Source organism: Cystobacter fuscus, from assembly GCF_002305875.1.
Taxonomy (GTDB): domain Bacteria; phylum Myxococcota; class Myxococcia; order Myxococcales; family Myxococcaceae; genus Cystobacter; species Cystobacter fuscus_A.
In genome coordinates, this window is sequence record NZ_CP022098.1 from 4,746,369 (window position 1) to 4,766,548 (window position 20,180).

The window sequence follows — 20,180 nt, forward strand, 5'->3', positions numbered from 1 at the left end:
CACGTTGGGGGCGACTGCCCCACGCGCCCCTTCAGTGGGCGACCTCGGACGGGCCCGAGGCCGCTTCGGGTGACGCCGCGTCGGGCGGTGGCTCCTGTGCCTCGCGGCAGAACGCGAGCTGCTTCTGGATGACGTCCAGGGGAACGGCCATCTCCAGGCCGAACGAGTCCCCGCCGGGACGCACCTTGGCGAAGTCCAGCAACTGCGCGAGCTCGGTGTTGCCCTCCGCCTGGGCCCTCATCCGCGCGAGCGACAGTGCTCCACCGAGCGACTTGCCCAGGTCGGTCACCAGCGCCGCGTCCGCGCCCTTCACCTGCGCCGTCATCGCGAAGTCCGAACTCGCGTCCACGTGCAGTTCCACGTTCTGCGCCACGGACGCGAGCCTGTCCGCCAGCTCCTTCTGCTCCGGGGGGAAGAGCTTGCGCAGCTGCTCCACGGAGAGCACCCCGTACATCTCGCCATAGGTGCTGTTCTCGGAGATGACCGGCGGCTCGTCCGGGCCCCGTCCTTCCACCCGGTCGATGATGTCCTTGATGCCATTCAAGCCATCCGGTCTGAAGCCAAACATCAACATCTGATCATTCCAGGTACCCACCGACAAGCCCTGGCGTTGGGCCACGCCGCCATCGGGGAGTGGGCGGGAGCGCCCGAGCTCGAAGAGGCTCGCGCTGTCTCCGTAGCTCGCCGAGCCATCGCGGGCGAGCAACTCCTTGAGGCGGGGGTCGCCGAAGTTCCCCGAGACGATCAGCCCATCATCCGTGATGACCAGACGATCCAGATCCTTCAGGGGATCCACGCCCGTTGTCTGTTTGAAGCGCTCCAGCTCCTTGCCGCCGCGGTTCATCAGACACTCCAGCAGCAGCTCCCCGATGGGCGAGTAACGCAGGGCATTGGCCTCGATGACCACCGCCGTCTTTCCCGCCCCCCGGGGCAGCGCCGCCAGCAGCGGATCCCTCGGCTTCTTTGGCTCGCTCTCCGTACCCGGCGCCAGCGCCACCCCGGCGTCCTGGGGCATCACGTACGTGCGTCGGCGCTCCACGCGCTCGCGCTCCTGGGGCCGCAGCCTGCGCGGGAACTCCACCTTCGGCGCGGCGGAGGCCTCGTCCTCTCCCTGTCCGGACAACATCAACCACGCGGCCAGGATGAACAGCGCTCCCGCCAGGGCGAGCCACATTCCACGTTGGCGCTTCATCAGTAATCCTTCCCCTCGAACCACCAGAAGCCCAGGGACAATACGCCCAGGCCGAACACGAACACCCCCGCGAGCAACATCGCCAGCGAGTCCACCGTCAGGGGCACCGAGGCCGCCAGGTCCATGCTCGCGCTGGCCAGCGCCGACAGGCGCGGCAGCACCAACGTCACGCCCCGGAAGGCGGCGCGCATGGGCCCCTCCTCGATGAAGGGCGAGATGTTCGTGCGGTAGCCCGCCACCACCCCGAGCACCAGCGTGAGCCCGCCCATGGCCGCGCACAGCGCCGGGCTGCGCACCAGCGTCGCCGTCGTCAGCATCACCGCGTACACCGCCGCGAAGCTCACGCACGCGAGCAGGGCGGCGATGAGTGGCCCCGTCGTCCAGTAGCCCGTCTTCACCCCGAAGATGAGCACCAGCCCCAGCGAGCCGTACACCGAGCCGGCCAGCGCGAGCGTCATCACCCCGAGGAAGGTGCCCGCCAGCAGATGCCAGCGGCGCAGGGGCAGGGCGAGCAGGTGCTCGACACGGCCCGGCGACAGCAGGCTCGGCGCGAAGTCCGAGCACGCCACGATGCCAAACAGGATGCCTCCGTAGAAGACGAGGCTCGCGGCCGCCATGAACACGGGCCGCAGGGCCACGTCCACCGCGACGATGTCCCGGGACATCACCTTGCCGAACAGCCGCGAGGCCGCCAGCGCCCCATCCACCACCTCGATGCGCAGGCTGAGCGCCACGGTCACCAGCACTCCGGTGACACCCAGCAGGAAGGCGAGGATGAACTTGCGCGAGGCCGCCTCGCGCAACACGTAGCCCGCGATGCCCACCACGCCCCTCATGCCGCCACCTCCATGGCCGAGGCCAACACCGTCTCCAGATCCTGCGCGTCGCGCTTGAGCTCCACCAGCAGCGCCCCCGCGGCGCGCGCCTTGTCCAACGCCGCGTTCAGCCCCGTCGCGTCCACCGCCTCCACGACATACCTCCCCTCGGGCCCCGCCGCCGTGAAGCCCGCGCGCGCGAGCGCCTCGGCGTCCGCGCCCGGCTCGAAGCGCGCCAGCCATCGGCTCTGGCTCGACGCCAGCTCCCCGAGCCGTCCCTCGCGCAGCACCTGGCCCCGGGCGAGGATCGCCACCCGATCACACACCCGCTCGGTCTCCGCGAGCAGGTGTGAGTTGAGGAAGAGCGTGGTGCCGCGCCGCACCTCCTCCTGGAGCAGCCGCCGCACCTCCACCCGGCCCAGGGGATCGATGCCGTCGGTGGGCTCGTCCAGGATGAGCAGCTCGGGCTCGCCCAACAGCGCCGCCGCGAGCCCCAGCCGCTGGCGCATGCCCTTGGAGTAGCCGCCGATGCGCCGCTCCAGCGCGTCCCCGAGCCCCACGCGCTCGAGCAGCCGGGGGATTGCGGCCCGCTCCGGCTCCATCCCCTTGAGCCGCGCCACGGTGGCGAGGAACGCCCGCGGCTTCCAGGAGCCGGGCAGGTGCAGGCGCTCGGGCAGGTACCCGATGCGCGCGCGGATGCGGGGATCCTCCGGCGAGCCCCCCAACACCCGCACCGTGCCCGCCGTGGGCTGCACGATGCCCAGGATGCTCTTGATGAAGGTCGTCTTCCCCGCGCCATTCGGTCCGATCAACCCGAACGCACTGCCCGCGGGGACGCGCAGATCCACCCCCCGGAGCGCCTCATGACCCGGGCGGAACGCACGCCGGTAGGTCTTCTGCAATCCCACGACTTCGATGGCCGTCACGAGGGGATTCTACGCTGGAGTCCACGAGGCATTTCCGTGGAGGTGCCCGTGGGGCGGGCGGGCTGCCGGGCCCCTGTCCGGTGCGTAGGAGACCGGGCGCGCATGAATTGCACGTCCTGGAAACTCCGTTTCGCACTTTCTTTCGGGGTGACCCTGACTCTCCGTCCTACCACCCTCGTGTTTTCGCGGTGTTGCGCGCCGAGGCGGTATGGCGCGCGGTGTGCAGCGTCCCGTCTTCCAGGAGGAACCATGACCATGCTCATGAGCGATTGGATGGAGCAGGAACTGCGTGCGGCCCGTCGCGAACTGGCCTCGGCCGAGCGGGAGCTGCGGGCCAACACCGAGGCGGCCCGGACGCGCTATGCCCGCGCGCTCCACGAGGCGGACCTCGCCGAGCGCCGCGCCGCGCGCCAGGCCCGGGAGCACGGGCTACCGGGGATCGGCTGGCGCCTGGCCGCTGTCTAGCCAGCCCGAGCCGGGCCACCCCCAGGACAATTCTTTTCGCGGGCCGCCGTCGGTTTATACCGTCGCTCCATGGCCTTTCCGATTCACCGCCCCCGGCGGCTGCGCCGCACCGCGGCCCTTCGTGAGATGGTGCGCGAGACGACGCTCGCGCCCTCCAACTTCATCTACCCGCTCTTCGTCGTGGAGGGGCGGGACGTGCGCCGGCCCATCGCGTCCATGCCGGGCATCTTCAATCTGTCGCTCGAGCATGCGCTCGCCGAGGCCCGCCAGGCCTACGCGCTGGGCGTGAAGTCGGTGATCCTCTTCGGCATCCCCGACCACAAGGACGCCCGCGGCTCGCAGGCCTACGCGCGCGAGGGAATCGTCCAGCGCGCCGTGCGTGAGCTCAAGAGCGCCCTGCCGGACCTGATCGTCATCGTGGACGTGTGCCTGTGCGAGTACACGGACCACGGCCACTGTGGCGTCATCGAGGGCGGCCATGTCGTCAACGACGACACCCTGCCCCTGCTCGCGAAGATGGCCGTCACGTGCGCCCAGGCGGGCGCGGACATCATCGCCCCCTCGGACATGATGGATGGGCGCGTGGCCGCCATCCGCTCGGCGCTCGACGAGGTGCGCCTCACCGACGTACCCATCATGGCCTACTCCGCCAAGTACGCCTCGGGCTTCTACGGGCCCTTCCGCGAGGCCGCCCAGAGCACGCCCCAGTTCGGCGATCGCCGTGGCTACCAGATGGATCCCGGCAACGCGCGCGAGGCCCTGCGCGAGGTGGACCTGGACCTGGAGGAGGGCGCGGACATGGTCATGGTCAAGCCCGCCCTGTCCTACCTGGACATCATCCGGGTGATCCGCGATCGCGTGGACGTGCCCGTGGTGGCCTACAACGTGTCCGGCGAGTACTCCATGGTGAAGGCCGCCGCCCAGAACGGGTGGATCGACGGGGATCGGCTGATGCTGGAGATTCTCACCTCCATCAAGCGCGCCGGCGCCGAGCAGATCATCACCTACCACGCGCTCGAGGCGTCGAAGTTGCTCGGCTGACGTCCCACTCGGAAACGCTCTCACGGGGGCTTGCGTTCACCCCCCCACCTGAGGGCAAAGATCTGGAACTGGCCATGGCCCCCCGCAAGAAGAAACGGCCCCCGTCCCGCAAGGCGGCACTCCCCCCGGCACCCCGGCGCACCTCGCGCGCGGGCAAGCGTCCCGGGGCCGTGCGTGCCGCCGTTGCCCCCGCCCCCGTGCGTGCCCTGCAGTACAAGGTCGTCGAGCTGTCCACCGTCGACGAGGGCACGCTGGAGCGCACCGTGAACGAGTGGAGCGCTCAGGGTTGGAACCTGGATGGCGTGCAGTTCGCCATGCGCGAGTCCTCCAAGCGGCCCGCCATGGCGTTCGTCTTCTTCACCCGCGAGGGGGCGCCGGCGGCGCATGACGTGGAGGCCGCGCGCGGCCGCCTGCGCGAGATGGCCGAGACGGGCTCGCCCTCCGCGCGGCTTCTGGCCTCGCCGGACTTCACCGGCAACGCCGCCGCGTCCTCCTCGGAGTATGTCTACTCGCGGCCCCCGGGCATGGTGAGCGCGCACGAGCGGCTCGCGCAGCTCGCGGGCCTGGACGAGCCGGAGCGCCCCGAGCGGGGCCTCATCCTGGAGCCCGACGAGTGAGTGCTGCCCCGGAGTTGTACGCCTCCTCGCGCCGCCATGGCCTGCGCGTGGTGGACGAGAAGGAGGCCGCCGGCTCGCCCTATCCCAAGGCCTCGCTGTGGCTGCGGCTGGGCGCGCGCCTGGTGGACGTGCTCGTGGCCTGGGGCTTCTACGTCGTGGGCGGCGGGGCGGGCAGTGTGCTGGCGCTGCTCTTCCTGCTGCTGGCCGACGGCATGCTCCAGGGCCAGAGCGTGGGCAAGCGCATCTTCGGCGTGAAGGTCATGCACCTGCCCACGCGCTCGGCCGCGCGCCACCGCGACAGCACCTTGCGCAACGCGCCCCTGGCCCTCATCGTCCTGCTCGGGATGATGCCCGAGCCCCTGGGCCGCGTGGCCTTCCTCGCCGGGCTCGTCGTCATCGGCGGCGTGGAGGCCCTGCGCGTGGTGAGGGATCCCCTGGGCTGGAGGCTCGGAGACACCTGGGCCCAGACCCAGGTGGTGGACGGCAAGGTCGTCGCCGGGGCCACCACCGCCGTTCGTTCGCCCGTGACGCCCGCGCGCGTCCCGGGCCGTTTCCTGTCCGCGGCCCGGGTGCGCCGGGGCCGCTCATTTCAGAAGTCCACAAGGGGAAAGCCGTGCGCATCGCGCTGACGTACAACCTCAAGCTGTCCGACTCGGAAGAAGAGGCGGAGTTCGACTCCCAGGAGACGGTGAACACGCTGGCCGCGGCCATCGAGCGGCTCGGCCACCGGCTGGAGCGCTTCGAGGTGAGTGGACCCGCCTCGCGCACCGTGGCCCGCCTGGAGGCCTACAGCCCGGATCTCATCTTCAACATCGCCGAGGGCCGCCGGGGCCGCTTCCGCGAGGCCTTCTATCCCGCGCTCTTCGAGGAGCTGGGCTTCGCCTATACGGGCTCGGACGCCTACGCGCTGGCCGTCACCCTGGACAAGCAGCTCACCAAGCTGGTGCTCAGCAAGCACGGCATCCGCACCCCGGGCTGGCAGTTCGTCGAGCACCTCAACGAGCTGAAGGTCGAGGAGCTGCGCTTTCCCGTCATCATCAAGCCCAACTTCGAGGGCTCCTCCAAGGGCATCACCCAGGACTCGGTGGCCGAGACCGTCGAGGAGGCCCGGACGAAGGTGGCCCACGCCCTCTCGCGCTACCCCAATGGCGTGCTGGTGGAGGAGTTCATCCGGGGCACCGACATCACCGTGCCGTACCTCGCGGCGGTGCAGAACGATCATGACGGCGTGCTCAGCCCGGTGTCCTACGACATCGATCCGGCCGCCATCGCCGGGCGCAAGTACGACATCTACGACTACGAGCTGAAGACGAAGCGCGAGAGCGCCGTCAAGGTGCGTGCCCCGGCCCGGCTCCCGGTGAAGATGGTCGAGGAGCTGCGCGCGGCGTCCAAGAAGATCATCGCCGTGCTCGACTGCCGGGACCTGGGGCGCATCGACTTCCGGTTGAGCGACGCGGGCGTGCCCTACTTCCTGGAGCTCAACGCGCTGCCGAGCCTGGAGCAGGGCGCGGGCATCTACGCCTCCGCCGCGCTGGAAGGCGTGCACCTGGACGGCGTCGTCAACGCCATCATCCAGAGCGCGGCGCGGCGCTACAAGATCAAGGACGGCCGGCGCCAGGGCAAGCCCGCGCGCAAGACGGGCCCCCTGCGCGTGGGCTTCACCTACAACGTCAAGCGCGTGAAGCCCACGGCCGAGCCCGGAGCCACCGAGGACAGCGAGGCCGAGTACGACTCGCCCACCACGCTGCAGGCCATCCGCGAGGCCATCGCCTCGTGGGGCCACGAGGTGGTGGACCTGGAGGCCACGGCGGAACTGCCCAGCGTGCTCGCGAGCACCCCGCTGGACATCGTGTTCAACATCGCCGAGGGCTTCAAGGGCCGCAACCGCGAGAGCCAGGTGCCCGCGATGCTGGAGCTGTTGGACATCCCCTACACGGGCAGCGATCCGGCCACGCTCTCCATCGCGCTGGACAAGGCGCTGGCGAAGAAGATCGTCCGTCAGGCCGGCATCCACACGCCCATCTTCCAGCTCATGCACACGGGCAAGGAGCGGCTCAACAAGGAGTTCACCACCTTCCCGCTCATCGTGAAGCCGGTGGCGGAGGGCTCCTCCAAGGGCGTGGTGAGCAAGAGCGTGTGCGGCAACGAGGCGGAGCTGCGCGAGGTGGTGAAGGAGATCGTGACGAAGTACCAGCAGCCCGCGCTCATCGAGGAGTACATCGGCGGACGCGAGTTCACCGTGGGCCTGCTCGGCGAGCGGCGCCCGCGCGTGCTGCCGCCGATGGAGATCGTCTTCCTGGACAAGGCGGAGAAGAACCCCATCTACAGCTTCCAGCACAAGCTGGATTGGAACGATCGCATCCGCTACGACGCGCCAGCGAAGCTGGAGCCCGCGCTGCTGGAGAAGCTGCGCGCGGCGGCGCGCGGCTCGTTCATGGCGCTGGGGTGCCGGGACGTGGCGCGCATCGACTTCCGCATGGACGACAAGGGCCGGCTGTACTTCATCGAGTGCAACCCGCTGCCGGGCCTGACGCCGGGGTGGAGCGACCTGGTGCTCATCGCCCAGGGGGCGGGCATGGACTACCGGGGGCTCATCGGGGAGATCATGGCCCCGGCCATCCGCCGCTACAAGGAGCGCGAGGCCCGGCGTGCCGCGGACGAGAGCGCCCTGATGAAGCTGGCGATGGAGAAGGCCGCCCAGGAGAAGGGCACTCCGTCCGAGGACAAGTCCACTGGGAACGGGAGTGGGGGAGGGGGCTCCTCCAGTGAGGCTTCGCCTCGCATGGAGATGAAGGCCTGAGCGCCTCAGGCGGCGGGTTTGCTTCCCGCCGCCTCCAAATAGAGAGAGGCTGCCCCCGCCTTGAGCGCGGCCCAACCTAGGACGATTGCTTGACGGTCCCTCCGCCGCGCGGGACAAAAGGGGCGGTATGTCCATCCAGCGCTTGCGCCTCACGGAGTTCAGCGTCTTCGAGAAGGCGGAGTTCGAATTCTGCCCGGGTATCAATGTCATCATTGGTGCCAACTCCACGGGCAAATCGCACTTGATGAAGCTGCTGTACGCGGGCCACCGGGTGGCGGAAGGTGCCGTGGCTGCCAAGCCGCCTCTGACCGACGAGGTTTTCAATCACCAGTTGGCGGAAAAACTCGCGGGCGTCTTCAAGCCGGAGGAGGGTGCAATCGGCCGGTTGCGGAACCGGCGGCTAGGGCGTGGACGCGCGAAGGTTGCCATTGAGACGAATGAGGGCACGCTTTCCTTTGGGCTGAGTTCGCTCGGCAAGCTGACCGTGCAGGAGCGAAGCTGGGCTCCAGCTACTCCCGCTGTCTTCCTGCCCTCGCGAGAAGTTCTGGCGATGTACGAGGGTTTCGTCGCGGCCTACGAAGCCCGTGAACTCTCGTTCGATGAGACCTACTACGACACGTGCAAGGCACTCGCGGCCTCGCAGTTGCGGGGGCCCCGGGGTACGCGCGCCGCCGAGTTGCTCGGACCCATCCTGGCCGCGTTGGGTGGAGACGTGCGGCTCATGGGCAATCGCTTCTATGTCATCCAGGCGAATGGAACATTCGAAGCGCATCTGGTCGCGGAGGGACTTCGCAAGATCGCGAGCGTGGCGCATCTGATCGCCAACGGCTCTCTGGTGGAGAACGGACTTCTGCTGTGGGACGAACCGGAGGCGAACCTCAATCCGCGGCTCATCTCGCAAGTGGTGGAGTTCCTCCAAGCCTTCGCGCGTCGCGGTGTCCAGATCTTCCTCGCCAGCCATGACTACTTGCTGACGCAGAAGTTGTCTCTCGTGGCCGAGCACCCGCGTCAACAGGACGCGGTTGCCATGAAGTTCTTCAGCCTCTTCCGAGAGGGCAATGCCGTGCAAGTGGAGAGTGCTCCGACACTCGCTGGGTTGGAGCGCAATCCCATCCTCCAGGAGTTCGCGCGTCACTACGACGCCGAGGCCAATGCTTTCGCCCAATCCGCGGAGGTCATGACGCCGGAGGAGCCGACGGAATGAGTCCGCCCCTCCCTATTGAAGAGGGCCGGTTGCGCTTCGAGTTCGATGCGCGGTGGCAGGACGCGGTGAAGTGGGATGACTCCCTGGCCTACCGCAAGGGAATCGGGAGCCTTCCAGACACGAAGGCGGTCGATATCCTCTGCCGTTCCAAAGGCCGCTGCGTCCTCATCGAGGTGAAGGATTTTCGGGGGCATCGAATCGAGAACAAGCCGCGGGTGGCCTCCGGTGCGTTACAGCAGGAAGTGGCCCTGAAGGTGCGTGACACCCTGGCGGGCGTCCTGGGGGCGGCGAGGCTCAACGCGGACGGTGGCTACTGGCAGCCCTACGCCAAGGCGTTGGTCTCGAGCGATGATGTGTATGTCGTGCTCTGGCTCGAGGAAGACTTCGCACCCCCCATGGGTCCCGGGACGCAGGAGCAGCGCTGGAAGACGCGCTTGTCCACGGTGCTCAACGTTCTCAAGCAACGACTGCATTGGCTGACACCGAATGTTCTCGTGACCAGTGTGCGAGAAGTAAGCATGCTTCCGGGGGTGCAGGTGAGCAATCTCCCCCATCCGTGAACATCAGCGGGCGCGCCGCATTCACTTCGGATGGCGCTGAGAGGGCTGAGAGGGTGTCCTGAGAGGGTGTCAAAGAACTCGAGCGACGCGATCTGGCACGACACGCGGCGGGAAGGTGTCTCTTGTGGTGCGACCCGCGCCTCGCTCCCCACCCCCACGAGCGCCCAAGAGCTTTTCCGCTCCGTGCTCGTGTCGCGGTGGTCGTGGGAAGCGCAGGCACCGCTCTGGTCCTCGTGCCAGCCATCCTGATGGTGTCATCTGAGACTCCTTTGGTCCGAGAAGCGAACTTCCGTCGCTTGCCGCGCTCTCGCATGCTCGAAGCCGGTGCACCCGTCTGGCGCACACCCTGTCTGCGGCCCTCCCCGCCTTCTCTGCTCCTGCCCGCCCCCCTCAACAAGGCCCCACTCTCCCATGCGTCACGAGGCTACGGCTGGCACACGGGTGAATAGTAGAGGTTGCCGTTGTGGGTGAAGGGGGTCGTGCCCGAGGGCGGCGTGCCCACATAACAGTTCGCGCCATCATACCCGCTCCCGCTCATCGGGCAGGTGGGCACGCGCACGGGAGAATAGTAGAGGCTGCCGTTGTGGACGAAGGGGGTCGTGCCCGAGGGCGGCGTGCCCGCGTAGCAATTCGCGCCGTCATACCAGCTCCCGCTCATCGGACACTGATTGCCGCCCACCGCCGAATAATAGAGGTTGCCGTTGTGGGTGAAGGGGGTCGTGCCCGAGGGCGGCGTGCCCACATAACAGTTCGCGCCATCATACCCGCTCCCGCTCATCGGGCAGGTGGGTACGCGCACGGGAGAGTAATAGAGGCCGCCGTTGTGGACGAAGGGGGTCGTGCCCGAGGGCGGTGTACCCGCGTAGCAGTTCGCGCCGTCATACCCGCTCCCGCTCATCGGGCAGGGCACGCAGTTTATCTGGCTATCGATCCACGACACGAAAGAGGAGACGCGGGAGAAAACCGTGTACGTGTCGCAAGTGCCGCCCCGGCCCCAGCTCACGACCCCCACCAACCGCACCGGGTTGCCCTGGGTGACGAGCGGGCCGCCGCTATCGCCGTGACAACCTCCCTGAGCGCCATTGAGGAAGCCAGCGCACAGTTCGCCGCCCAGCAGATCACGAGCGAGTGGCGCAGCATTACAGCTCGCATTGCCCACGACCGGGAGGGTGGCGCTCATCAGCAGATTGGACGCCTGATGGGCATTCGCGGAGGTCCAACCCCATCCACTCACTGTGTGGGGGGTATTGAGCACCATACGGTCGCTGTTGAATAGCGCGATTGTCTGGACGGCTCCATTGAGGGTTGCCGGAGTGTCCATCTCGACCAGGGCCACGTCATTCACTGGCGCACCGCTCTCATAGTGAAAGCCAGGGTGGAGGATGAAGCGGCGCACGGTGTGAGACTGCTCGGTCGACTCGGGCAGGTTGATCTGGCGATCTCCCAGGATGATCCTCGTGCTGCCTGGGGAGATGCCATCGACGCAGTGGCCCGCCGTCAGGACCCATTTGGGGTGGATGAGCGAGCCACCACAGTAGTGACTCCCATTCACGGTCATGCGCGCCTGCCAGGGAAACTGCCCCGCCGCGGCGGCCGTCCCCCCAATGATGTCCTGCTCATGCTGGCCAAGCTCTGGTTGGGGAATTGATTCCAGGTCTTGAGGACTACAGCCCCAGCACAGCACCGAGGCCAACACGGCGGAGTACAGACGCTCTCTCATGCTTGTCTCCCAGATGAACGGGCGTGACTTGGATCCATGCGGTGAAAACATACACGTGGACGACGCGTGTTGGATCCGGGGAGTACCTGTGCACCCAACATGCCAGAACTCGCGGAAGGCAACTTCCCCTCGGCAGCCGTCGGGAGGGCGCAAGTGGAATGGCTATCGCTGTTGCTCACGGGACCACACCCGAATTGCTCCGTGTTGCGTTGACGGCATCAATCCGAGAGGACTTGACAGTACCAGCCTCGGCTTCGACCTCCACGGCTCGTCTCAATCCATCCGCAGGTGTTCCAGCGTCTCGGCCACTCGGCGCTCGAAGAAGGCGGCCTGCTGACTTCGGGCGAGCTCCATGGCCTTCCTGACGCTGAGCCGCGCCGCGCCGCCCGCCCCTCGATGCCAGAGCAACTGCCCCTTCAGGTGGTGCAGCTCGGCTTCGTAGAACCGCTCCCCCAGCGCTTCCGCCCAGACCAGGGCTTCCCGCACGGCCTCCAGTCCGGGTTGGATTTCCCCGCGCCCCAGGTGCAGATCGGCCAGCAGGCCGAAGCAATAGGAGAGCCCCTTGCGCATCCCAGACGCCGCCCATTGCTCGATGCGCGAGCGCAGCCCACTGGCCTCTCCCTGCTTGTCCAACGCCCACCCGTGCAGGGCTTCCGCGATCTCCACCCCACAGATCGACAGGTTGTAGTGCGTCATCATGGGAAGCAATCTCGACGTCAGCTCGAGGGTTCGCTCCACCTCACCGCACTGCTGGAAGAAGAGACTCGCATAGGTCAGTGTGACGGACGCCGTCATGGGGCAGTGGAGTGTGTCGAGGTGACCCAGGGCTTGCTCGCAGTCGTTCCGAGCCTCCGGCCGGGGCCCTTCGAGAAAGAGCCGGACCACGGCGGAGAAGATGAGGGCCATCACGCGCGGCGAGAAGCAAGACTTCTGGCAGAGCGCCCGTTCGCGCTCGGGATGGAAGCCCGGTCCCTGGAGTTCGCGGGCACGCTCGAAATGGGCCAGTGCCCGCCGCGGCATTCCCTGGAACATCAGGCAGATGCCCATCGCCACGAAGCCCATGGCCTGCTCTTCCTGTTGGTGTGAGCGTTCACCCACGTCCATCAGGCGCTTCGCCGTGCCAAACGCCTCCACGTAGTCCGCATGCTCCAGGTGCCAGATCAATTGCCCGATGAGCGCGGGGGAGAGCTGCTCGGTCGCCCCGGATTGGAGGCACAGCTCCTCGGCTCGCAGGAAGAGGCCCTTCACCTCGTCCGTGGCACATCGGGTGACCAGCATCGGCACCCCGAGCTCCAGCAGCAGCCGTAACTCCTCCGCGGCATGGCCTGGCTCGGGGGGAAGCCGCGCCAGCGCATGGCGGGCCTGCTGGTAGTGGTGCACCGCCTCCGTGTAGCCCCGGCGTGCCATGGCCGTCCGCCCCGCCTCCCACCACCAGGGATAGGCCTGGGCCCACTCCTCGGCCTGGGTGAAGTGGTGGGCCACCCATTCCGGGGGAAACTCGGAGGGGTCCGCGAGTCGCGCGGCCAGGTGCCGGGCAATGCGCTGGTGGACGAGGCGCCGCTCGGCGCGGGGCAGTGATTCGCGGGCTTGCTCCCGCAGCAAGGCGTGGCGGAATTCGTACCGCGCCTCCGGGGCGTCCTCGCATCGCCGCAGCAGCCCGGCGGCCACCAGCCCCTCGAGTCCCTGGCGCAGCTCCTCGTTTCGCTGCTCCACGCAGGCTGCCAGCAGGGAGGGTCGGAAGCCGCGGCCAATGACCGCGCAGCGCCGGGCCAGGTCCCGCAGCTCCCCCGGGAGGGAGTCCAGTCGCGCCTGCAGCAGGGATTGCAAGGGAATGGGAATGGCTGGCGCGTCCACGAGGTGTTGGGAGGGCGAGCCCTCGCTCAGGAGCAGGTGGGCCAGCTCCTCGATGAAGAGAGGAATTCCGTCTGTCTTTTCCTGGAGCTGACGGAGCTTCTCCTCGGAGAAGCGGTGGCCGGGGGTCATCCGGGCCACCAGATGCATGGTGTGCTCCAATGACAAGCGTGGCAGCACGAGCCGGTGGACACCGGGCGTGGGAGGCCAGGGCGGCCGCAGTTCCGGGCGGGCACTGAGCAGCACCCAGAGCGGGGCCGACCGCACCCGCTCACTCAGGCACGCCAGCAGATCCAGGGTGGACGGGTCCGCCCAGTGCAGATCCTCGATGATGAGCAGGGCGGGGCGGGTCGTGGGGGACCGGGAGCCGGTCAGCGCCAGGAGCAGGGTGACCAGCTGTTCCAGGAGCTGGGCCTGCCGGAGTTTGGCGCCTTCAGCGAGCGAGGCTTCGGAGCCGGAGAGGCGGAGCAGGGACTCGAGCAGGGGCAGATACTCCTCGTGGGGAATACCCAGCTCCTCCAATCGCTGGATGACGCGAGCCCGCCGCTGCTCCAGTGGGGCCTCCGGAGGAAGGGCGAAGAGCTGACGCAGCAACTGGCTGATCGGGAAGAACGGACTGCTGCTGGACTCCTGCCAGCACTGCGCCACGGCCCGTGTCCCCGCCTCGGAGCCCACCTGCTCGCGCAGCTCGCTCAGCAGCCGGGACTTGCCAATGCCGGCCTCGCCCTGGATCAGGACGAGGGCCCCATGTCCCCGTCGCGCCTGCTCCCAGTGCTCCCGGAGCTGGTGCAGCTCCTCGTCCCTGCCCACCAGCGGCGTGAGTCCGGGGGGCCGCGTTCGTTCGAAGCGCAGGGGCTCCTCCCGCTCGCGGACCAGTCGGTGGAGGGGGATGGGCACGGCGCCCGCGTCGCCACGCGCGAGGGGCTCGGTGATGAATGCGCCGCGCAGCCCCTGGTGGGTGCTCTGACTCAGCAGCGCCGTCCCGGCCTGGGCCTGGCGTGCCACCTGGATCGCCAGGACGTGTGCGTCCCCCTGGAGGGCGGAGGCGCTGCCGCTCTGGCCCGCCGGGGGCAGGGGTCTCAGCACGACGGAGGCGGTGTGCAGGCCCACCCGTACCGCGAAGCGCGCCCGCGGCATCGAGGCCAGCGCGAGCCCCGCCCGCACCGCGTGCAGCAGTGCATCCTCCTCGGCGCGGGGGTGGCCGAAGCAGGCGAGCACTTCGTCTCCCATGCACTGCAGCACCGTACCGCCCTGGCGCTGGAGGAGCTCCGAGCAGGTCCGCTGGAAGTCGTCCTGCCGCTCCCCGAGCGTCTCGTCATCGAGTGGCTCCGGGGGACGTTCCATCACGCAGCAGACGAAGGTGACCTGCGCGCGCCGCGGAGCGGGTGGGCCCTTCCGGGCGGCCTCGCGCCGCCGCGCCAGGGCCGTCAGTTCCTCCGAGAACTCGTGGCTGGACTGGAAGCGCTGCTCTGGCTCCCGGGCGGTGGCCTTGCCCAACAGGGCGTCCATCTCCGCGGGCAGCTCCGGGTGGCCGTCGCGTACGGAGGGCAGCGGCCGGCAGCCGAGGGCCCAGTCACGCAAGTCCTCCGCGGAGTGGCTGGGGCACGGATGCTTGCCCGTGAGCATCAGGTAGAACAGGAGCCCGGCGGCCCAGAGGTCGGTCCGGGCGTCATGCGGCGTGTCCAGCCATTGCTCGGGGGCCATGTAGGGTGGCGAGCCCACCCGCAGGAGTCCACGGGTGGTGGTGCTCCCCGGGTTCAGGGCGAGCCGGGCCAACCCGAAGTCGAGCAGCTTGGTGCGACCCTCGTCGAGCACGAAGACGTTGCCTGGCTTGAGGTCGCGGTGGATGACCTGATGCGCGTGGGCATGCTCCAGCCCCGCGAGCACGTCATGGAAGACGGCGAGGGCCTCGTTCCAGTCCAGCGCGCCCTGTCGCAGGCGGGCGGAGAGGGACTTCCCCTTCAGGCACTCCATGATGAGGAAGGGGACAACGGCGGAAGGGGTGGGCCGCCATTCCGAGATATCGAAGAGGCGGATGATGTTGTCGTGGTCGAGCCGGGCAATGGCCCGTGCCTCCTCCTCGAGGAGTGAGCCGAGCGTCGGGCCGGAGATGTTCGTGAGGGGTTGGATGAACTTCAGGGCCACGTGGCGCCGCAGCTCCCTGTCCCAGGCGAGGAAGACCTGGCCCATGCCTCCCTGGCCCAACCGCTCACGAAGCTCGAAGCGATCCCCCCGCTGACCACCCAGCAGCTCTCCCGGCCAGGGCAGGCGGAGGAGGGCGGGCGATTCCCTGAGCTTCAGCAGCAACGTGTCGCTGAAGTCAGACGCACCCTCCTCGAGGTCGTGCCAACCTGTGTTCCGACTCGTCACGAGGACTCTCTCCGTCCGCTGGCTCCAACAAGGGTGGAGTGGCTTGTGCGGCGTTGTGACGGGTACGTGCTCCCCATCCAGCCTGCCTCGCGCTCAGGGAGCACCGCCTTCCGCCCTTGGGGTGCTCCGAGGGGCAGGAGGCGCCGATCTGGGAACCTTCCGCTCGTCGCCTCCTGTGGGAGACGCGCCTGTGCCGGTAGCGACACTTCGGGCCTCGGATGGCGCGGGCGACTGCTACTCGCGCGCGAGTTCTTGTCGCGCGAGGATGTCCTCGACGAAGGACAGCTTCAGTTGGCGCGCGCGATCCAATCGCTCGGGGATTGGCACGGGATAGAGCCGGCCACAGTTCGCCTCTCCCCCGTTCAAGTAGTACTGGCGTGCGCACGCCACGCCTTCCATCCGCTCGTCGCGCTGGGCCCGGTAGTACTTCAGTGAGACGTCATTCGCGGCGCCGATGAGGCAGCCAGTCCAGAGGACCACCAGGGCCGTCCTCCGGGCTTTCGTCCACGGTTCCAGGACACTCCACCAGATAGCAGCAGTGAGCGGAACGAGGAGGAAGGCGATTTCCATATAGCGAGAGCTCTTGGCGCTGACGACACCAAACCCGGCGCGTCCGAGCGTGATGGTCGCCAGTGCCGCGCCCACGGCGGCGATCATCGCCACGAGCATCCACTGCGCGGAGGTCAATCGCAGGCGCGAGCGCAGCAGCAACCAGCCCACCGGCACGACCACCGCGAGCAGGCAGAGCGTTCCCACCAACTCGCTCTGCTGCTCGAAGCCAAACCCGAGTCCCACCAGGTTGACGAGGTACACCCAGAACTTGGACTGATGCGGGAGCGTGAATTCCGGATGACCATCCAGATGCCGCTGCCCGAGGGCCGCTGCCGCGATTCCCGCGAGGGTGATCAGGCCGGCCGCCCCGAGTTGTGCCAGCTCCCGCGGCTTCGTGGCGGTGTCCTGTGCGCGCAAGGCGCGCAGGGCCTTGAAGCCCACGAATACCCCCATCGCCGCGAGACCCGCCGTGATGCCACTGGAGAAGGAATAGGCCCCCATCACCAGGAGCACCGCCCCGGAGACCAGCCACCCGCTTCGCTGCTGCTCATCGAACAGCATCATGATGCCGAGGCAGAGCATCAGCAGGAGGAAGTGGAATTGGAGCTGGAAGCCCCAGAGGTGATTCTCGTAGTTGAGCGGCGTCTGCAGGAACAGCAGGAACGCCATCACCGCCACCACGGGCAGGTCCGGCACCGCCCGGCGCATCAGCCGCGCCATCGCGAGCAGCAGCAGCCCGAAGAAGAGGAAGTTGAAGACGATCAGTCCGATGTGGTTCCAGCCCGACAACCGGAAGAAGAGCCAGTGGACGAGCTTGGTCGTCACGATCCGGTGCTCGTTGTGACGCGCGAAGAGCCAGTCGAGCGAGAGGTGCTCCGATGGGAAGGCCTCGGGCCGCAGCATTTCCCATTCATCCCAGTAAGGGATGTCGACGGCGTAATGCCACACGAGGGCGAGGTGCACGAGGAACACCCCGACCGAGGCGGCGATGGCCAGTCTAGGCCGCGTCCACATGTGGAATGCTCCGGTCGGTCGGTCCAGGAGCCGTCTTCTTGGGCATGGGGCTCATCTTCTCGCGACGGTAGTCCCCGCGCGACAGCCACTTCTCGATGAGGCAATACAGAACGATGAAGAGGTAGCGAGAGCCCATCTCCTTGATCTTCAGCTTGGAGACGCCCGTCTTCCGGTTGATCCAGTCGTTCGGCACCACGGCATACGAGAAGCCGCGCACGATGGACTTGAGCGGCAACTCCACCGTCAGGTTGAAGTGATGGCTGAGGAGCGGCTGGAGCCCCTGGATCACCTCGCGCCGGTACAGTTTGAAGGCGTTGGTGGTGTCGTTGTAGCTCAGGGTGAACAGCACCTGGATGAACGCGTTCGCCATCCGGTTCAGCATCAACTTCGGCAACGGGTAGTCCACCACGCGGGCGCCGCGCGCGAAGCGGGACCCGAAGACGCAGTCCACGCGCTTCTCTTCCATGGTGCGCCAGTAGAGCACGAGGTCCTCCGGGCGATCGGAGGCATCGGCCATGTAGACCGCCACCGCGTCACCCGAGAAGGACTCCAGTCCCTTGCGCACCGCGAAGCCGAACCCGTGCGGCGGCGTGTTGTTGACGTAGCGCACGCCCTTCAGCTCCCGGCTGAGCCGGGCGAGGATCTCCTCGGTCTGATCCTTCGAGTTGTCGTTGACGACGAGCACCTCGTACTCGATGCGCTCCTCCGTCAGCTTCTCCACCAGCGCCCGGACGGTGGACTCGATGCAGCCTTCTTCGTTGTGGGCGGGGATGACGACGGAGAGCTTCATGACACCCTCTTCACGCGCTCGGCGGTGGCCTCGACGATTTCCTCGAGGATGGTGCGCTGGTCGTAGCGGTACTTCCACTCGGGGTAGTCCTGCTGGAAGCGCCGCACGTCGCTGATCCACCAGATGTGGTCGCCGGCACGCGCCTCCGGGGACAGCGTGTACTGCAGGCGCTTGCCGCTGAGCTGCTCCACGGTGTCGATCGCCTCGAGCATCGAGCAGTTGCTGTGGCGCGAGCCACCGATGTTGTAGACGGCGCCGGCGCGCGGCTTCTGGAAGAAGTGCCAGAAGGCATTCACCAGATCGTAGGAGTGGATGTTGTCGCGGACCTGCTTCCCCTTGTAGCCGAAGATCGTATAGGGCTTGCCGGTCAGCGCGCACTTGACGAGGTAGGCCAGGAAGCCGTGCAGCTCCGCGCCCGAGTGGGCCGGGCCGGTGAGGCAGCCACCGCGGAAGGTGCCCGTCTTCACTCCGAAGTAGCGCCCGTACTCCTGCACCATCACGTCGGCGGCCACCTTGCTGGCGCCGAAGACGCTGTGCTTCGACTGATCGATGGACATCGACTCGTCGATGCCATGCGGGGCGTATGCGTGGGAGGGAGCGCACTCCCAGCGCGTCTCGCGCTCGACGAGCGGCAGGTAGTTGGGCGTGTCACCGTAGACCTTGTTGGTCGAGGTGAAGATGAAGGCCGCGTCGGGAGCGTGGAGGCGGGTGGCCTCCAGCATCACCAGCGTGCCCTGGGCATTCACCGAGAAATCCGTGAACGGCTCGCGCGCGGCCCAGTCGTGGCTCGGCTGCGCGGCGGCGTGGACCACGAGCGAGATGCGGCCCTTGTACTCCTCGAAGAGCTTGAAGATGACTCCCTGGTCACGGATGTCCGCCGTCACATGGCGGAAGTTCTTCAGGCTCTGCTTGAGCACCGCCGTATTCCATTCGGTCGAGCCATCCTCGCCGAAGAAATACTTGCGCATGTTGTTGTCGATACCGACGACTTCCAGCCCCTTCTCATGCAGGAATCGGACGGTTTCACTGCCAATCAGGCCGGACGAGCCGGTGACGATCGCGACGGACATTCTGGGTTCCTCGATTCTCTAGGCGAAAAGGGGCCGGAGCAGTTCCTCGCTCTGACCGATCCACTGGGCAATCTCTCCGATGATGGCGCGCACGTCGCGCTTCGGCTTCCACCCGAAGGTGCGTTGCGCGAGGCTCGAGTCGGAGATGTACAGGGGGATGTCCACCGGGTTGGTGGTGGGATCACTCGCGATGGGAAGGGTGTTGCCGGTGACCTGCTCGCACACCCGGGTGAGCTCGAGCATCGAGGTGGAGATCTCCCGGCCGCCACCGACGTTGAACACCTGACCGCTCACGCGGTCCAACTGCGAGAGCTGCGTGGTGAGCAGCGAGAAGAGGTCCTCGGGGTGGAGCAGGTCGCGTACCTGCTTGCCCAGCCCGCCGAAGCCGGTGTAGCGCAATGGCTTCTTGAAGTAGTGGTTGGCCACCCAGAGGGTGAAGACGCCCTGGTCCACCTTGCCGAACTGACCCGGTCCCGCGATGACGCCGCAGCGGTTGATGACCGCGCGCATCTTGTAGCTGTGCACGTACTCCTGGATGATCAGCTCGGAGGCGAGCTTCGTCGCTCCGTAGAGCGAGCGGGGCAGGAGGGTGGTGAAGTGCTCGCTGATGCCGGCGGGACCGATGCCGGCATGCACCTGCTCCGGGGAGATTTCGAAGCGGGTGGGGCGCTCGGTGAGGCGGATCTCCCGGAGAGGCTCGATGGAGTAGACGCGCGAGGTGGAGAGGAAGATCAGCCCGCCCGCGCGCTTGCGTGCGAATTCCAGGCAATTGAGGGTGCCCACCAGGTTGGTGTCGAGGACGTACCTGGGGCTGCCATCCAGGCCCGCCAACACGCTGGGCTCGGCCGAGGCCTCGATGAAGGCGTCGAACGTGCCGGGCAGATCCTCCAGGTCCCCCGGGCAGCGGATGTCCCCGTGGAAGAAGCGGATGCCCAGCTCGCGGAAGCGGGAAAGGTTCAGCTCGGCGCCGCGGCGACGGAGGTTGTCCAGCACCACGACGTCGGCCGACGGGTCCTGCCGCTTGAACGCGCAAGCCAGGCTGGCTCCGACGAAACCAGCCCCCCCCGTGACGAGAATCTTCATGTTCTCCGCCCCTTCCGGTACCGCCGAACAGCTCCCGGCCGAGTGCGTTCAGCGCGAGGCGGCTTATTACTTCGAGTCTTGGTTATCAAGCAAACGATGGTGCCTGGGCT

The 20,180-nt window shown here is 67.6% G+C and carries 16 protein-coding genes; 7 read left to right on the forward strand and 9 right to left on the reverse strand.

The window, feature by feature from the left end; all coding sequences use genetic code 11:
• Positions 1-31: 31 nt before the first annotated feature.
• Genes CYFUS_RS19570 through CYFUS_RS19580 form a run of 3 tightly spaced genes read right to left on the reverse strand, consistent with a single transcriptional unit; the run spans position 32 to position 2,933 of the window.
• Positions 32-1,192, reverse strand: a complete 1,161-nt coding sequence (locus CYFUS_RS19570; RefSeq protein ID WP_232537662.1) for a hypothetical protein — start codon at positions 1,190-1,192, stop codon at positions 32-34.
• Positions 1,192-2,028, reverse strand: a complete 837-nt coding sequence (locus tag CYFUS_RS19575; RefSeq protein ID WP_095986603.1) for a hypothetical protein — start codon at positions 2,026-2,028, stop codon at positions 1,192-1,194. Before CYFUS_RS19575 ends, CYFUS_RS19570 begins: the two co-directional genes overlap by 1 nt.
• Complete coding sequence (locus tag CYFUS_RS19580) at positions 2,025-2,933, reverse strand: ABC transporter ATP-binding protein (protein WP_198316636.1); 909 nt, start codon at positions 2,931-2,933, stop codon at positions 2,025-2,027. The genes CYFUS_RS19575 and CYFUS_RS19580 overlap by 4 nt, the downstream gene beginning before the upstream one ends.
• A 249-nt stretch (positions 2,934-3,182) precedes the next feature.
• On the opposite strand from CYFUS_RS19580, the gene CYFUS_RS19585 reads away from it, so the two are divergent.
• The 7 genes from CYFUS_RS19585 (at position 3,183) to CYFUS_RS19615 (ending at position 9,620) form a co-directional block, all read left to right on the forward strand.
• Positions 3,183-3,398 carry a hypothetical protein gene (locus CYFUS_RS19585; protein ID WP_232537663.1) on the forward strand — a complete coding sequence of 72 codons (216 nt, stop codon included), beginning with the start codon at positions 3,183-3,185 and terminating at the stop codon, positions 3,396-3,398.
• A 69-nt stretch (positions 3,399-3,467) separates the two neighbouring features.
• The gene (gene hemB, locus CYFUS_RS19590; protein ID WP_095986604.1) at positions 3,468-4,439 is read left to right on the forward strand and encodes a porphobilinogen synthase; all 972 of its coding nucleotides are present in this window, start codon (positions 3,468-3,470) and stop codon (positions 4,437-4,439) included.
• 74 nt (positions 4,440-4,513) lie between these two features.
• Positions 4,514-5,056, forward strand: a complete 543-nt coding sequence (locus CYFUS_RS19595; RefSeq protein ID WP_095986605.1) for a hypothetical protein — start codon at positions 4,514-4,516, stop codon at positions 5,054-5,056.
• On the forward strand, positions 5,053-5,685 hold the full coding sequence (locus CYFUS_RS19600) for an RDD family protein (protein WP_198316637.1): 633 nt from the start codon (positions 5,053-5,055) through the stop codon (positions 5,683-5,685). Before CYFUS_RS19595 ends, CYFUS_RS19600 begins: the two co-directional genes overlap by 4 nt.
• Positions 5,670-7,856, forward strand: coding sequence for a D-alanine--D-alanine ligase family protein (locus CYFUS_RS19605; protein WP_095986607.1), 2,187 nt, complete (start codon positions 5,670-5,672; stop codon positions 7,854-7,856). The genes CYFUS_RS19600 and CYFUS_RS19605 overlap by 16 nt, the downstream gene beginning before the upstream one ends.
• Positions 7,857-7,983: 127 nt before the next feature.
• The gene (locus CYFUS_RS19610) at positions 7,984-9,060 is read left to right on the forward strand and encodes an AAA family ATPase (protein WP_095986608.1); all 1,077 of its coding nucleotides are present in this window, start codon (positions 7,984-7,986) and stop codon (positions 9,058-9,060) included.
• Positions 9,057-9,620 carry a hypothetical protein gene (locus CYFUS_RS19615; RefSeq protein ID WP_157758532.1) on the forward strand — a complete coding sequence of 188 codons (564 nt, stop codon included), beginning with the start codon at positions 9,057-9,059 and terminating at the stop codon, positions 9,618-9,620. The genes CYFUS_RS19610 and CYFUS_RS19615 overlap by 4 nt, the downstream gene beginning before the upstream one ends.
• Before the next feature lie 424 nt (positions 9,621-10,044).
• On the opposite strand, the gene CYFUS_RS19620 is transcribed toward CYFUS_RS19615, so the two are convergent.
• The 6 genes from CYFUS_RS19620 to CYFUS_RS19645 form a co-directional block, all read right to left on the reverse strand.
• Positions 10,045-11,340, reverse strand: coding sequence for a serine protease (locus tag CYFUS_RS19620; protein WP_157758533.1), 1,296 nt, complete (start codon positions 11,338-11,340; stop codon positions 10,045-10,047).
• A 273-nt stretch (positions 11,341-11,613) separates the two neighbouring features.
• Positions 11,614-15,561 (reverse strand): protein kinase domain-containing protein, encoded by a 3,948-nt coding sequence (locus tag CYFUS_RS19625; protein WP_157758534.1) that lies wholly within the window; start codon positions 15,559-15,561, stop codon positions 11,614-11,616.
• 234 nt (positions 15,562-15,795) lie between these two features.
• Positions 15,796-17,127 carry a hypothetical protein gene (locus CYFUS_RS19630; protein ID WP_095986612.1) on the reverse strand — a complete coding sequence of 444 codons (1,332 nt, stop codon included), beginning with the start codon at positions 17,125-17,127 and terminating at the stop codon, positions 15,796-15,798.
• Entirely contained in the window at positions 17,111-17,917 is an 807-nt protein-coding gene (locus tag CYFUS_RS19635) for a glycosyltransferase family 2 protein (RefSeq protein WP_095986613.1), read from the reverse strand. The genes CYFUS_RS19630 and CYFUS_RS19635 overlap by 17 nt, the downstream gene beginning before the upstream one ends.
• Positions 17,914-18,987 (reverse strand): NAD-dependent epimerase/dehydratase family protein, encoded by a 1,074-nt coding sequence (locus tag CYFUS_RS19640; protein WP_095986614.1) that lies wholly within the window; start codon positions 18,985-18,987, stop codon positions 17,914-17,916. Before CYFUS_RS19640 ends, CYFUS_RS19635 begins: the two co-directional genes overlap by 4 nt.
• 18 nt (positions 18,988-19,005) lie before the next feature.
• Positions 19,006-20,070 carry an NAD-dependent epimerase/dehydratase family protein gene (locus CYFUS_RS19645; RefSeq protein ID WP_095986615.1) on the reverse strand — a complete coding sequence of 355 codons (1,065 nt, stop codon included), beginning with the start codon at positions 20,068-20,070 and terminating at the stop codon, positions 19,006-19,008.
• Positions 20,071-20,180: the final 110 nt, after the last annotated feature.

Coding starts and splice junctions, on each gene's coding strand:
- CYFUS_RS19620 (WP_157758533.1), bottom strand. CDS start 11,340: ATGAGAGAGCGTCTGTACTCCGCCGTGTTGGCCTCGGTGCTGTGCTGG.
- CYFUS_RS19630 (WP_095986612.1), bottom strand. CDS start 17,127: ATGTGGACGCGGCCTAGACTGGCCATCGCCGCCTCGGTCGGGGTGTTC.
- CYFUS_RS19585 (WP_232537663.1), top strand. CDS start 3,183: ATGACCATGCTCATGAGCGATTGGATGGAGCAGGAACTGCGTGCGGCC.
- CYFUS_RS19640 (WP_095986614.1), bottom strand. CDS start 18,987: ATGTCCGTCGCGATCGTCACCGGCTCGTCCGGCCTGATTGGCAGTGAA.
- CYFUS_RS19635 (WP_095986613.1), bottom strand. CDS start 17,917: ATGAAGCTCTCCGTCGTCATCCCCGCCCACAACGAAGAAGGCTGCATC.
- hemB (WP_095986604.1), top strand. CDS start 3,468: ATGGCCTTTCCGATTCACCGCCCCCGGCGGCTGCGCCGCACCGCGGCC.
- CYFUS_RS19575 (WP_095986603.1), bottom strand. CDS start 2,028: ATGAGGGGCGTGGTGGGCATCGCGGGCTACGTGTTGCGCGAGGCGGCC.
- CYFUS_RS19645 (WP_095986615.1), bottom strand. CDS start 20,070: ATGAAGATTCTCGTCACGGGGGGGGCTGGTTTCGTCGGAGCCAGCCTG.
- CYFUS_RS19615 (WP_157758532.1), top strand. CDS start 9,057: ATGAGTCCGCCCCTCCCTATTGAAGAGGGCCGGTTGCGCTTCGAGTTC.
- CYFUS_RS19610 (WP_095986608.1), top strand. CDS start 7,984: ATGTCCATCCAGCGCTTGCGCCTCACGGAGTTCAGCGTCTTCGAGAAG.
- CYFUS_RS19595 (WP_095986605.1), top strand. CDS start 4,514: ATGGCCCCCCGCAAGAAGAAACGGCCCCCGTCCCGCAAGGCGGCACTC.
- CYFUS_RS19570 (WP_232537662.1), bottom strand. CDS start 1,192: ATGAAGCGCCAACGTGGAATGTGGCTCGCCCTGGCGGGAGCGCTGTTC.